Here is a 13,158-nt window from a genome sequence, read left to right as displayed (position 1 = left end):
ATATAAAAGGGATGTTGAGATGAGTAAGATAGAATATAAAGAAGAAATCTGCTCCGGAGCTTTAACAAAACTCAAAAGAAAAATACCCTATGGCTGGGATTTAAATATATACAGAGGATGCCAGCATGGCTGCAGGTATTGTTATGCCATGTATTCTCATAAATATTTAGATTCTGTAGACTTTTTTACAGATATCCACATTAAAACTAACATAGTGGAAGAGCTGGAAAAGGAGCTTAAAAAGGACAGCTGGAAGAGAGAGGTTATAAATATAGGAGGGGTAACGGACAGCTATCAGCCAGCCGAGGATAAATACAAGCTTATGCCTGAAATACTGAAGCTCCTCATTAAATATAAAACTCCAGCAATAATTTCTACCAAATCAAAGCTGATTTTAAAAGATTATGACTTAATAGATGAGCTATCCAGGATTACTTATATAAACGTGGCGGAAACCATAACTACTATGGATGAAGCTGTAAGAAATAAGATAGAGCCTTTCGGAGCATCCACCCTGGAGAGATTTCAGGTGCTTAAGGAATTTAGAAAAACCAATGCCAGTATAGGTCTCCATGTTATGCCTATAATACCTTATATAACGGACAGCTATGAAAATTTTGATGCTATGTTTAATCTGGCAAAAGAGTGTGAAGTAGATTATGTTCTTCCGGGAACCCTATACTTAAGAGGAACCACAAGAACAGAATTCTTTAAATTTATTCAAAGGGAGTTTGCTGATTTGTATGAGCCTCTTCAAGCTTTATATAAAACAGGAGGAGCAGGGAAGGAATATAAAGATGAATTATACTTAAGGGTAAATGAGCTGAGAAGCAAATACAAGCTTTCCGGAAGCTATACAAAGCCAATGAAGGAAAAGATAAAGCAGGGGGGAAATGTTCAATTATCCCTGCTCTTATAAAAATAAGTTCCATTTATAAAATAAGGGAAGTCATTTGACTTCCCTTAAAACTTATATATTCAAGTTTGTTCTAAAAATGGACTGGTATTAACAAATATCCTATAGCTCCAAATTAATAAGCTTTTTATAGATTTCTTCATATACCATAGCCCTAACCTGAATACCTTCTTCTACATAATCTTCGCTGATAACCTCAGCGTTTTCATGAAGAAGGGACACCAGCCTTTGCTCATGGTAAGGAATTAAGAAATCCTTTTTTATTAACTTAACAGGAATTTCTTTTCCGATGGCATCCAATAGTCCCTGAAGATTCATTTCTTTTACGGCGCTGATTTCTATGACTTTTTCACCTTTGAGGAAATCCTTTATTTCCTTTATATTTTTATCAGAGGCTTTGTCAATCTTGTTTAAAACCATTATTGTGTTCTTCCTTTTAGCATTTATTTCGGAAAGAACGGTGTTAACTGACTTTATCTGATTTACTGCTTCTTCATTGGCGGCATCCACCACATGTAAAAGCAAATCCGCATCAATAACCTCCTCCAGTGTGGATTTAAAGGCTTCTACCAGATCATGGGGAAGTTTGCTTATAAAACCTACGGTATCTGATAAAGCAATCCTTCTATTATCACTTAAGGTTAAGGCACGAATGGTGGTGTCCAAGGTAGCAAAAAGCATATCGGCCTCCAAAACACCCTCCTTGTTTATATTATTGGAGGAGGATATTTCGCAGAGCTTATTTCTTAGGGTAGATTTCCCTGCATTGGTATACCCCACAATAGCAACATTGCTGATACTCCTTTTAGCCCTTTTTGATTTTTGTACAGATCTATGCTCTATTACCTTATTGAGCTCATTTTTTATCTCTTCTATTCTTCTTTCTATGTGTCTTCTATCCGTTTCAAGCTTTTTCTCTCCCGGTCCTCTTGAGCCTACACCGCCTTTTACTCCAACTCCCCCTTTAATTCTTGCAAGGTTTGCCTTTGCATTTCTTAATCTCGGAAGCTTGTGATTAAGCATGGCAAGCTCCACCTGCAATATGCTTTCCTTACTTTTAGCACGTCTTGCAAAGATATCAAGGATTAAAGAGGTTCTGTCTATTACCTTACAGCTGAGGGCTTCCTCCAGATTTCTAATTTGAGAACCTGACAGCTCATCATCAAATATTATTACATTGGCGTTCTTAAGCTGTCTTAAATGGGCAATTTCCTGAATTTTACCCTGACCGGCATAATAGGCAGAGTTAACCCTGCTTTTCTTTTGAAGTACGGTATATACAGGGATTACATTACAAGCTTCAGCAAGTCCAATAAGCTCCTCAAGGCTTTCTTCACTTTGAGTTCCTACTAAAATTGCTCTTTCTTCATCCTCCATGTATTCTGAGATTTCACTTATTATATTGCCAATATATTCTGCTTTATCCCTAAAATTAAGCTGTAATGCTTCCTCCAAGCTTAGATTTTCAAGTTCCTTAAAGGTTAAACCGTTATTATAAACATCACAAAAACCTATATTTATTTTAACAGCATGAATATCCTCATGGACTCCAATAGCGGCTATGGCATCTAATTTTAGATTCATTAAAGCTGAAGTATCCATATAAGATAATTTGCTGCTTCCTGAAGGGTGAGTATGGATTACTCTAAAGCCGCTAAGCTTATTGTCTGCTGCCTCCATAGGAGGTATTTCAGCACTGCTTATTTTACCTACTGAAATTCCAGTGATTTTTCCACGTCTGTTAATTACCACGCAGATTTCCTTTTTTACTGCTTTACTGATATCATTGATTTTTTCCGCCAGTTCATAAGAAAAAACCATGTCGCTATCTACTTTTAACTCATATAAGCTTTCCAGCTTTTCAATTATTATATTTTTTATTCCATTAATGTTTCCTGTTATCATATAATCCTCTCCTTTAAACTATCTATAATTGAATTTTCATAATAAGCTTACTATCTATAAAATCTCAACCTCATTTTTATAACCTCCTAATTTAAACTTTAACCTTACTATTCAGGGCAATTACCCTATTTTATTCTCATTCTCATTTTTAACGCCCCCTAAGGTAATTTAATATAGGCTTTATAAGGATAAAAATATATAAAAGCCCCAGAAGAAGTGCTGCTTGAAAGTTACAGCACTCCACTGCGGCTAAAATATCAATAAAAGCTTAAAATCAAAAAACCGCAGATTTTCTCTGCGGCAATTACATTATAATTTCATAAATATAAAACTGAATTATAAATCCAGCTATATTTAATAAATCAATTATATACTGATTAAAATATAAAAACCGCAGCCTTAAAGTCTGCGGAGTGATTTTTCATATAAAACAATATAGCACACTAAAATAGCATACTTAATTCACTAACAGCAGACTGTACATATTATTTTTTGTGTTTTTATTGGTTCTATCTTTGTAAATTAACATTTTACAGTCTCCCTTCAGGATTTTTAATATAATATATAGTTATTATAAACCAAATTTTAGAAATTGTATATACTAAGTGGATAAATTTTTCCTTTTGTAATACTTAACGATGAGAAGTGATAAAATAATCATTGCTATGGCAGTGCAGATTTTTATCTCTATGCTATCCTTAATTATCCATGATGAACTTAGGGCATTTATCATACTGTGAAACAGGATGCATAGCCATATACTTTTGCTTATATATAATATAGCTGCAAGGGCAAAGGACATTCCAAATACCATAATGATAAATAAGCCAAAATCCCAGGTGCTTTGTACTGTTCCTTTAATGAAAAACAAAGGCAGATGCCATACTGCCCAAATACATGCTGTAAGTGAAGCTGCAATTCCAAAGGGAAGCTTACTTTCTAATGATCTTTGTAAAATGTATCGCCAGCCAAGCTCCTCTAACCCTCCAAATAAAATCATCAAGGGAATGGACAAAATTCCTACATAAAGCTCTGCTCCCCTTGATATACCCTGCATAACCCCGGGAACTCCGAAATACAGGATTAAGAATGCTATAAGTACAGCATAAAATACAGGCTTTTGCTTAGCTGCAAAGGCCTCTTTTGCCAATTGCTTAATACCTGCTATTTTATGTGCTTTTTTTAAAACAGCATATGCAGCAATTGGCGGGGCGTTACCTCCAATTGTATATAGTATCATGGATATAGGTGTACCGTGCTGGAGATAACCAACTCCATTTGCAGCAATGATAATACCCCACATTATATAGGTTATCAAAAATGTTCCAATCAAATAATTAATAGTTATTCGTTTATTCATATATCCCCCAAAATATAGATGATTACTTCTTTACAATAATTTACGATTATTACATATAATATATTATACCATATTTTGGTGTTTAATTATTTTCTCAAATTACCTTGTTCATCAAAATTCCTCTTTAACGCCAGTTCTGTTGGAAATATGCTGATTATAAGTATTAAAATCTGACCCCATATAATCCAAATGGAAGCAGATTCTGCCTGATGCTTAAAGACAAACATAGCAATGAGGGAGGAAATCATAAGTATAATCCCAGATACAAGCCACAGTCTGCCGCAATATTTATGGGCAAATTCCCAAGTTTCTTTGTTTTTCATAGATCTTGAAGTCCTATATCCATAAAGTACGTTGATATCCTTTGGAGCATGATTCTTCCACAAAGCACCAAATCCAATCATGGTAAGTGGTATAAGCAGCAGCATGCTTAATAGAAATACAAACATCATAATCCCACCTTAAAAATTAATATTATACCCCTGTTAATTATAGTGTATGACTACAAAAATGATTTTTCAATCTTCTGTTAAGGCTTATTTTAGAAAAATATTTTGGGGATTAACTGAAAGGCCACAACGGGCAGTAGTAAAACTATAGAAGTAAGTATCTGATATTTTTCTCTTCTTTTTATTCCTGAAAATATATTAAGAATATTTACCAAGGGGAATGTTAAAATTGAGGACCAACTTGTACTTTTTGCGTTTTCAACCATATTACCGCCTCGTAAGAGAAGATATATCATATACGGCAATAGTATTACTGACAGCCAAAACATTACTTTCCAAACCCTGTCCTCTTTATTTAATGGTTTTTCATTCATTTAAAAACCTCCCAGAAAAGTTGTTTTAAGGTTTAAGCTCTTAAAACACTTAAGTTCATTTACTGCTATATATAATAATTTTACTTATTATATATTATATTACATAAATAACCATATCTTAATCCTTCCTCATAAATATATCTAAAATAGAAATAAGTAAGGCTCTGCTCCATGAGTTAAAAAACTAATAAAGCGGATATTTTATGTTCTGATAAGAGTCTTTAATGAATAACATAAAATGTGAGAAAAATTATGTGTTTCTATTTTATTATCAGTATTTTAATTCATATAGATTCTTATTAAAGAGGGGGCAATATCCATGAAAAGATATAAGGTTTTAACTCAAAAGGATAAATGGTTTTCAGGAAAGTTTGATCCGCAGAATCTAGAAAATGCAATCAATGCCTATGCTGAGCAGGGGTGGAGAGTAATAGGATGCGCCACAGCGGATATTGGAGGCTTTGGTTCCGGAAGGCAGGAGTTTATTACAATAATGGAACGTGATGAATAATGGCTTACACTACAGTTTATAAAGATATAGTTTTTGTGGAAGGTATGCAGGAAGGAGCACAATATGGTGAAAGAGTACAGTGTGATTTAAGCTTTGTCCTTGGAGCACAGCTTAAATCCCTAAGGGATGTTAAAGAGGATTTAGCCACTCAGGCAAAGGCTAAAGGCTATAATGCTGTCTTAGATTTTACCTATGGCCAAAAAAGCAGATGGCTTGCTATTGATGATGTTGCTTTCTGGGGAAAGGGTGTACTTTCCAATATTTCTGAGGAAGATTATAAAAGGATTTGTGAAGAAAAAAGATAAAAACTGCCGGTGGGGATTTCACCGGCAGTTTTTATTGCTTTGGAAGATAAATTCTGATTAATATTATCTATAAAAATATAATTGTTATTCTAACTCAAAGGCTCCGGTATACAGCTGATAGTATTTACCTTTTTCAGCTATGAGTTTTTCGTGATTACCCCGTTCAATGATAGACCCTGATTCAAGAACCATAATTACATCTGAATTTTGAACTGTAGAAAGTCTATGGGCAATAACAAATACTGTCCTTCCGTGCATAAGAGCATCCATACCTTGCTGCACTATTGCTTCAGTTCTTGTATCTATGGAGGAGGTAGCTTCATCTAATATCATAACAGGGGGATCTGCCACTGCTGCCCGGGCAATAGAAAGAAGCTGTCTTTGACCTTGTGATAATCCGCTTCCATCTCCTGAAAGCATGGTGTTATAGCCTTCAGGAAGCATTCTAATAAAACTGTCTGCATTAGCAAGCTTTGCTGCTGCAATACATTCTTCATCAGTAGCATCAAGCTTACCATAGCGTAAATTTTCCATCACTGTACCGGTAAAGAGATTTACATCCTGAAGAACTATTCCCAGGGAACGGCGGAGATCACTTTTTTTGATTTTATTGATATTTATGCCGTCATATCTTATCTTTCCGTCTGCAATATCATAAAAGCGATTGATTAAATTAGTTATGGTTGTTTTTCCTGCTCCTGTTGCTCCTACAAAGGCTATCTTTTGTCCTGGCTCTGCATAAAGGGTAACATTGTGAAGAACGATTTTATCTTCTTCATAGCCAAAGTCTACATCATAAAACCGTACCTCACCTTTTACTTCTTCATAGGTTACAGAACCATCTTCATGAGGATGCTTCCAAGCCCATAAACCTGTACGATTAGATGTTTCAGTAAGTATTCCATTTGAGTACCTTGCATTTACCAGGGTAACGTAGCCATTATCTATCTCACTCTTCTCGTCCATAAGCTTAAATATACGCTCTGCTCCTGCCAGCGCCATAATAATTGAAGCCAGCTGTTGAGAAACCTGACTTAAAGGCATAATGAAGCTTCGAGATAACTGTAAGAAGGAGGCAATCATACCTAATGTAAGTATTCCTGTTCCTGTAAGGCTCACGTTATTTGCACCGGAAATTCCAAGTATACCTCCGACGATAGCTATAAGCACATAAAGTATGTAGCCCATGTTGTTCATAATAGGCATAAGAATATTGGCAAATTGATGTGCTGCAGTAGCATTTTCGCAAAGCTGTTCATTTTTCTCATCAAAAACCTCTTTGGTTTTTTCTTCATGGCAAAATACCTTCACTACCTTTTGTCCATTAATCATTTCTTCTATGTATCCATTTAAATCTCCTAAGGCCTGCTGCTGCTTAACGAAATACACACCGCTTTTTTCTGTGATTTTACCTATAACCTTGAAGGTTATGAATACGAAAATCACTACGAATAAAGTCAGCCACACGCTTAGGGTAAGCATGGAGAAGAACACAGCAGTGACAGTGATTACAGAGGAAAATATCTGAGGAATACTTTGAGCAATCATCTGTCTAAGGGTATCGGTATCATTTGTATAGTGACTCATTACATCGCCATGGTTATGAGTATCAAAATAGTTAATGGGAAGGGTTTGCATATGTGAAAACATTTCATCACGAATCTTTTTTAATACACCCTGAGCAATCACTACCATTACTCTGTTATATATGAGAGCAGAAAGTATACCAACAATATAGATAACTCCCATAATTAATATAACTTTTAAAAGCCCCGAAAAGTCAGCTACTGCTTCCAGAAGGAGAGGAGAAATATAATCATCAATCAAGGTTTGTAAAAATAATGAAGAAACTACACTGGCAACAGCACTTAAAATGATACATATCATGACAACAGTCAGACCGAATTTGTATTGACCTAGGTATGACATCAGCCTTTTTATCGTAGCTTTGTCAGGTTTTCTTTTTTTTGAAGACATTCCAGAAGATTCATGGAACTTCATTTTCTTATTCATTTTGTTTTCCTCCTTTCATCTGGGATTGAAATACCTCTTGATATATGCTGCTGGTTTTAAGCAATTCTTCATGAGTGCCTATAGCGCTTATTCTTCCTTCATCCATTACCACAATTTTATCCGCCTCCTGTATTGAAGAAATCCTTTGTGCAATAATAAGCTTTGTGGTGTTGGGGATTTCCTCCTGTAAAGCTCGGCGAATTAGTGAATCGGTTTTAGTATCTACAGCACTGGTGGAATCGTCAAAAATAAGTATCTTGGGCTTTTTCAAAAGTGCTCTTGCAATACAAAGGCGCTGCTTTTGCCCTCCTGATACATTGGTTCCTCCCTGTTCAATATAGGTGTCATAACCATTAGGGAAGTTTAGAATAAACTCATGGGCTTGTGCCAGTTTACAGGAATGGATAATTTCCTCATCTGTTGCATTTTCATTACCCCATCTTAGATTTTCTTTAATGGTTCCTGAAAATAGAATATTTTTCTGAAGAACTACTGAGACCTCCTGCCTAAGTGCTTCAATATCATAATCCCGTACATCAACTCCTCCTACGGTTACTCTTCCTTCAGTAACGTCATATAACCTTGGAATAAGCTGAACAAGGCTGGATTTAGAGGAGCCTGTACCGCCTATAATTCCCACTGTCTCACCAGCTTTAATATCCAGGTGTATATTGTCCAGCACAAGCTTGTCAGCATTTTTTGAATAAGTGAAACGGACATTTTCAAATTTAATGCTGCCATCCTTAACCTTCATCACCGGATTTTGTTTATTGGCAAGATCGCTTTTTTCATCAAGGATTTCCACAATACGTTCTGCAGAGGCTCTTGAAATAGTAATCATTACAAACACCATGGATATAGCCATAAGGCTTGTAAGAATCTGCATGGCATAGGTAATAAGGCTCATTAATTCACCAGTAGAAAGACCGGTATTAGGATTTCCACCGGAGGCAACTATAGCTCTTGCACCGAACCAAGATAGCAAAAGCATACAGGTATACATACAAAATTGCATAAGAGGCATGTTAAAAGCAATGATTTTTTCAGCTTTAGAAAAGTCTTTGTATATTTCTTCTGAAATATTATTGAATTTTTGCTTTTCATAGTCTTCTCTTACAAAAGCCTTTACTACTCGAATACCTCTGAGGTTTTCCTGAACTATGTTATTCAGCTTATCATAAGTGCGGAATACCCTCTCGAAAATTGGAAAGGCGTTTTGTATAATAAGCCACAATCCTGCACCCAGCACAGGAATACAGCAAAGGAAGATTAAAGACAGCTTTGCATCGATACTGAAGGATGCAGTAAGAGAAAAAATCATCATAATCGGTGCACGGATTGCCATACGGATAATCATCTGGTATGAATTTTGCACATTGGTAACATCTGTTGTAAGTCTTGTAACAATACTAGCTGTAGAAAATTTATCTATATTTGAGAAGGAAAAGTCCTGGACATTATAATACATATCCTTCCTAAGGTTTTTAGCAAAACCTGCAGAGGCTGAGGCTGCCTTTTTTCCTGCCAGTGCTCCAAACAAAAGGGAAAATGCTGCGGAAATCAAAAGTGCAGTCCCCATCTTAATAATATAAAGCATATTTCCTTCATCAATGCCGTAGTCTATGAGGTTAGCCATTAAAAGAGGTATAATTACCTCCATAACAACCTCAAGGGATACAAACACCGGTGTTAAAATTGAATCTTTTTTGTACTGCCTTATGCAGCGTGCAAGTCGTTTCACCATAAAGAAAGCCCTCCTGATAAAAATTGTTTATTTTTGAAACTGTGTCCATTAAAAACATTGTTTGACATCAAACAATATATTGTAATTAAAAGCCGGTAACAACCGGCTGGGTTAGCGCATATTATTTTTCATACGTTCTATATAGCTATATAATGCGGAAAGCTCTTCCTGGGAAAAACCACGGGTTAAAATGCTTTCTAACTCGGAACCTTTTTTCTTCATTATTTCTAATATTTCAATAGCTTTTTCTGTGAGAACCAGCTTTTTAAGCCGTGCGTCATGGGGCACGCTTTGATATTGAATCAATCCTTTTTGAACCATGAGGCTTACTACCTTGGATGCAGTGGAGCGGGTTATATTAAATGTTTCCTCTAAATCTCTTTGATATATATCACGGTGGCTGTTTTCAGCAATAAAGCGGATAATCCATCCATTAGTTCCAGTAATACCGTCAATGATATTTTTGCTTTTATTTATATCCGTATCCACATAACGTTTAATGAGATTATTAAGAGAGCGAAGTTCAATTGCTATTTTTCTTTTTTGCATTATTTATACCTCCAGGTAAATGTACGATATCAAACTAAAGGATATAAAATATTATATATTCAATATAGAAAGTTATCAATAAATAATAATAGCATATAATAAAAATAATAGTTTTGAAAATTTTAATTAACATTGAAGCAGCTTTAATAAGTAAGTTAAATTAAAGGTTATGATAAAGTAAGTATAATACTGCTAAAAAGCATACCTCCCTAAAAGAAAGGAGAGAATTATAATATGGCTTCAGTACTGTTATACAGAAAGATAATAAGGGTGAAGGAAGATGATATTCAAAGGCTTCAAGCTATCATTGATATGGATAAAGAGGAGTTTATAAAGTCAGGTACAGAAGCGTCCGCTGTGTTAAAGCTGTATTTTGTTACCTTTGATAATGGTTTTAAAGGTAAGGTATCGGTAATATCAGGAAATAAAGTCGGTGAAAAGTATTCAAAAGGGTATGTGGAAGCTCTTTTATTAAATGAAAATGAGAATCCTGTGGGGGAAGAACTTATAGGTTTTAATCTGGAAGGGCAATATAAATTTACATACAGTGATGGTGTATATATCATAGACATAATAGGAGATTACTAATTATTACTAAAAATTATTGAATATTTACAATAATTAGTATATAATAAATTAAATTTAAATTTAAGGAGGGTAGATCATGGCTGATATAGTTAGTGCTTTTAAATTCAATGGAAATAAGCAGTGGAAACACAGCAGCTCCGTTTCAAAAGGTGCAGTTTTGGAGCTTAAGGGGAGAAGTGCGTCCATTTTTAGAATAGGTACTGACTGTAGTGTGAATCCATGATTCTATAAATTTTTATCACCTCTATTTATGATAGATTGATATCTTATAGGACTCTGGATTTATCCTTGAGTCCTTTTATAATGTACTCATTTTAAATATATGACTTCTCTCATAAGCCTTTATTGTTTTGAAGTTATCGGTATTCTACTGATAATATCTCAGAGCTGGGGCTTATTTTATTTTTCAAAAGTTCTGGTTATCAATTATATGCCTATATTACTTTTATTGATTATAAAGATAAAAAACTCAGTAGAGCAGAGAATAATGGAGGTGCCTATAATGATAGAATTAGCATTAAGTAAATTACAGAAATACTATGGAGCATCCATGGTTTTGGAGGATATAACCTTTGAGGTTAAAAGTAATGAAAGAGTTGGTATTATAGGGGTTAATGGTTCAGGAAAAACTACATTATTTAAAATAATAATGGGAATTGAAGGCTATGAAAAAGGGATGCTTTCTATGAGAAAGGGAGCCACTTTAGGATATCTGGAGCAGATGCCTCTTTTTCCTAAGAGCTTTAAGGTAATAGATGTTCTCAAAGAAGCCTTTAATAAACTCCACAGCCTTCAAAAAGAAATGGAGCTTTTGGAAAAGGAGCTTTCGGTTATAGATGAAGCTCAGATGAACAGGACTTTAAATAAATATTCTGAAGTTCAGACCCTTTATGAAGGTCTTGGAGGATATGAACAGGAGGAAAAGCTCAGCAGGGTCTGTACAGGACTTAAGATAAATGATGAATTCAAGGATAAGATCTTTGATAATCTCAGCGGAGGAGAAAAGACCACGGTAATCCTGGGTAAAATACTTCTTGAAAATCCAGATATACTCCTTTTAGATGAGCCATCAAACCATCTGGATCTTGAGGCTATGGAATGGCTTGAAGCTTATCTTAAGGATTATAAAGGGGCAGTGCTTATAATATCCCACGATAGATATTTTTTAGATAACGTAGCTACTAAAATAGTGGAAATAGAAGATATGACCTGTAAAACCTATGAGGGAAATTATTCTGATTTCATAAAGGAAAAGGAAACACAGCTTCAGCTGCAGCTGGAGCATTATGAGGACCAGCAGAAAAAGATAAATGCCATGGAAAAGTCCATTGCCCAGCTTAGAGACTGGGCTATAAGGGCAGATAATAACAAATTTTTCAGAAGGGCTGCCAGCATGCAGAAGGCCTTAGATAAGCTTCAAAGAGTACCTAAGCCTGTTATGGAAAGAAGAAGCATAAATATAGATGTAAATACCTCGGGGAGATCCGGGAATAATGTGGTCACAATTAATAATCTCAGTAAGAGTTATGGGAAAAATATGCTTTTGAATAAAGCTGAGCTTCTTATAAGGAAGGGTGAAGCTGTAGCCTTAATTGGTGCAAATGGGTCCGGTAAATCAACCCTTATAAAAATATTATTAGGAATGGAAAAGGCTGATGAAGGAACAGCAATATTGGGAAGCTCTATAAAGCTTGCATATCTTCCGCAGAATATAACCTTTGATAACGAAGAAAATACTGTGCTGGAATGCTTTAGAGAAAATATTGTGATAACTGAAGGTAAAGGAAGAGAATATCTTGCAAAATATATGTTTTTTGGTGAAATGGTATTTAAGAGGGTAGGAGGCCTTTCAGGAGGAGAAAGAACCAGACTAAAGCTTGCTATACTCATGTATGAGGAGATTAATCTTTTAATTATGGATGAGCCTACCAATCATTTGGATATTCCTTCAAGAGAGGAGCTTGAAGAGCTTTTAAAGGAATTTCAGGGTACGGTGCTTTTTGTATCCCATGACAGGCAGTTTATAAACAATATTGCCCGCCGGGTAGTAGAGCTTAGGGATGGTCTGCTTATTTCCTATGAAGGTGATTATGACTACTATAAAGAAAAGTCATCTCAGCTAAAGTATTCTTTATCAGCAAAAGCTCCTTCTGAGGAAGAAAATTCAGCTAAGAATAAAAAGAATAGAGTCCAGGATAATTCTAAGCCAAAGGGAAATCAATGGAAGAAAGCAGCTCTTGAAAAAGAAATAGAAGAGGCAGAAGAAAAATTAAAAGCTGTAGAAGAGGATATTACGAGGGTTTCTGATGATTATGAACAGCTAAATTCTTTGTATAATGAAAAGCTTGAGCTTCAGAGTATAATTGAAAAACTTATGGAGGAGTATTTTAGCTAGAATAGATTTGAAGGCAAAAAACTTCATAATATACTTTAAAATAGAAATA

Annotated in this window: 13 protein-coding genes; 6 read left to right on the top strand and 7 right to left on the bottom strand. The window is 35.1% G+C overall.

Annotation, left to right across the window (positions count from 1 at the left end; translation table 11 throughout):
• The first annotated feature begins 19 nt into the window (after positions 1-19).
• Positions 20-919: an SPL family radical SAM protein gene (locus tag TA89_RS15040; protein WP_040214582.1), complete on the top strand. Its 900-nt coding sequence runs from the start codon at positions 20-22 to the stop codon at positions 917-919.
• A 99-nt stretch (positions 920-1,018) separates the two neighbouring features.
• Here the strand turns inward: TA89_RS15040 and hflX are convergent, their stop codons facing one another.
• The 4 genes from hflX to TA89_RS15020 all read right to left on the bottom strand — a co-directional run bounded on the left by hflX (position 1,019) and on the right by TA89_RS15020 (position 5,004).
• A complete protein-coding gene (hflX, locus tag TA89_RS15035; RefSeq protein ID WP_040214580.1) occupies positions 1,019-2,821 on the bottom strand; it encodes a GTPase HflX in 1,803 nt (600 codons plus the stop codon).
• Positions 2,822-3,422: 601 nt separating this feature from the next.
• Positions 3,423-4,181 carry a CPBP family intramembrane glutamic endopeptidase gene (locus TA89_RS15030; RefSeq protein WP_040214578.1) on the bottom strand — a complete coding sequence of 253 codons (759 nt, stop codon included), beginning with the start codon at positions 4,179-4,181 and terminating at the stop codon, positions 3,423-3,425.
• A gap of 86 nt (positions 4,182-4,267) precedes the next feature.
• Positions 4,268-4,630, bottom strand: a complete 363-nt coding sequence (locus TA89_RS15025; protein ID WP_423219505.1) for an SdpI family protein — start codon at positions 4,628-4,630, stop codon at positions 4,268-4,270.
• A 92-nt stretch (positions 4,631-4,722) separates the two neighbouring features.
• Positions 4,723-5,004, bottom strand: a complete 282-nt coding sequence (locus tag TA89_RS15020) for a hypothetical protein (RefSeq protein ID WP_040214575.1) — start codon at positions 5,002-5,004, stop codon at positions 4,723-4,725.
• 319 nt (positions 5,005-5,323) lie between these two features.
• Here TA89_RS15020 and TA89_RS15015 point away from each other — a divergent pair, with 319 nt between their 5' ends.
• Positions 5,324-5,515: a DUF4177 domain-containing protein gene (locus tag TA89_RS15015; RefSeq protein ID WP_040214573.1), complete on the top strand. Its 192-nt coding sequence runs from the start codon at positions 5,324-5,326 to the stop codon at positions 5,513-5,515.
• Complete coding sequence (locus TA89_RS15010; RefSeq protein WP_040214572.1) at positions 5,515-5,820, top strand: hypothetical protein; 306 nt, start codon at positions 5,515-5,517, stop codon at positions 5,818-5,820. The genes TA89_RS15015 and TA89_RS15010 overlap by 1 nt, the downstream gene beginning before the upstream one ends.
• An 84-nt stretch (positions 5,821-5,904) precedes the next feature.
• Here the strand turns inward: TA89_RS15010 and TA89_RS15005 are convergent, their stop codons facing one another.
• The 3 genes from TA89_RS15005 to TA89_RS14995 form a co-directional block, all read right to left on the bottom strand.
• Positions 5,905-7,821 (bottom strand): ABC transporter transmembrane domain-containing protein, encoded by a 1,917-nt coding sequence (locus TA89_RS15005; RefSeq protein WP_052447556.1) that lies wholly within the window; start codon positions 7,819-7,821, stop codon positions 5,905-5,907.
• 4 nt (positions 7,822-7,825) lie between these two features.
• Complete coding sequence (locus TA89_RS15000; protein ID WP_040214569.1) at positions 7,826-9,577, bottom strand: ABC transporter ATP-binding protein; 1,752 nt, start codon at positions 9,575-9,577, stop codon at positions 7,826-7,828.
• 111 nt (positions 9,578-9,688) lie between these two features.
• A complete protein-coding gene (locus tag TA89_RS14995) occupies positions 9,689-10,126 on the bottom strand; it encodes a MarR family winged helix-turn-helix transcriptional regulator (RefSeq protein ID WP_040214568.1) in 438 nt (145 codons plus the stop codon).
• A gap of 234 nt (positions 10,127-10,360) precedes the next feature.
• Between TA89_RS14995 and TA89_RS14990 the strand changes: the two genes are divergently transcribed.
• The 3 genes from TA89_RS14990 to abc-f all read left to right on the top strand — a co-directional run bounded on the left by TA89_RS14990 (position 10,361) and on the right by abc-f (position 13,109).
• Positions 10,361-10,714, top strand: a complete 354-nt coding sequence (locus TA89_RS14990; protein WP_040214566.1) for a hypothetical protein — start codon at positions 10,361-10,363, stop codon at positions 10,712-10,714.
• 76 nt (positions 10,715-10,790) lie between these two features.
• The gene (locus TA89_RS18655; RefSeq protein ID WP_187119314.1) at positions 10,791-10,937 is read left to right on the top strand and encodes a hypothetical protein; all 147 of its coding nucleotides are present in this window, start codon (positions 10,791-10,793) and stop codon (positions 10,935-10,937) included.
• Positions 10,938-11,216: 279 nt separating this feature from the next.
• Positions 11,217-13,109: a ribosomal protection-like ABC-F family protein gene (gene abc-f / locus TA89_RS14985; RefSeq protein ID WP_040214564.1), complete on the top strand. Its 1,893-nt coding sequence runs from the start codon at positions 11,217-11,219 to the stop codon at positions 13,107-13,109.
• The last annotated feature ends 49 nt before the right edge of the window (positions 13,110-13,158 follow it).

It is taken from the genome of Clostridium polynesiense (assembly GCF_000820705.1).
GTDB lineage: Bacteria > Bacillota > Clostridia > Clostridiales > Clostridiaceae > Clostridium_AA > Clostridium_AA polynesiense.
Note: the sequence above shows the minus strand (reverse complement) of the source record. Positions and strands in the feature narration are given on the sequence as shown.

Bases quoted from the DNA above. Each gene is read 5' to 3' on its own strand.
- TA89_RS15040 (WP_040214582.1), top strand. From the start codon at position 20: ATGAGTAAGATAGAATATAAAGAAGAAATCTGCTCCGGAGCTTTAACA.
- hflX (WP_040214580.1), bottom strand. From the start codon at position 2,821: ATGATAACAGGAAACATTAATGGAATAAAAAATATAATAATTGAAAAG.
- TA89_RS15030 (WP_040214578.1), bottom strand. From the start codon at position 4,181: ATGAATAAACGAATAACTATTAATTATTTGATTGGAACATTTTTGATA.
- TA89_RS15025 (WP_423219505.1), bottom strand. From the start codon at position 4,630: ATGTTTGTATTTCTATTAAGCATGCTGCTGCTTATACCACTTACCATG.
- TA89_RS15020 (WP_040214575.1), bottom strand. From the start codon at position 5,004: ATGAATGAAAAACCATTAAATAAAGAGGACAGGGTTTGGAAAGTAATG.
- TA89_RS15015 (WP_040214573.1), top strand. From the start codon at position 5,324: ATGAAAAGATATAAGGTTTTAACTCAAAAGGATAAATGGTTTTCAGGA.
- TA89_RS15010 (WP_040214572.1), top strand. From the start codon at position 5,515: ATGGCTTACACTACAGTTTATAAAGATATAGTTTTTGTGGAAGGTATG.
- TA89_RS15005 (WP_052447556.1), bottom strand. From the start codon at position 7,821: ATGAAGTTCCATGAATCTTCTGGAATGTCTTCAAAAAAAAGAAAACCT.
- TA89_RS15000 (WP_040214569.1), bottom strand. From the start codon at position 9,577: ATGGTGAAACGACTTGCACGCTGCATAAGGCAGTACAAAAAAGATTCA.
- TA89_RS14995 (WP_040214568.1), bottom strand. From the start codon at position 10,126: ATGCAAAAAAGAAAAATAGCAATTGAACTTCGCTCTCTTAATAATCTC.
- TA89_RS14990 (WP_040214566.1), top strand. From the start codon at position 10,361: ATGGCTTCAGTACTGTTATACAGAAAGATAATAAGGGTGAAGGAAGAT.
- TA89_RS18655 (WP_187119314.1), top strand. From the start codon at position 10,791: ATGGCTGATATAGTTAGTGCTTTTAAATTCAATGGAAATAAGCAGTGG.
- abc-f (WP_040214564.1), top strand. From the start codon at position 11,217: ATGATAGAATTAGCATTAAGTAAATTACAGAAATACTATGGAGCATCC.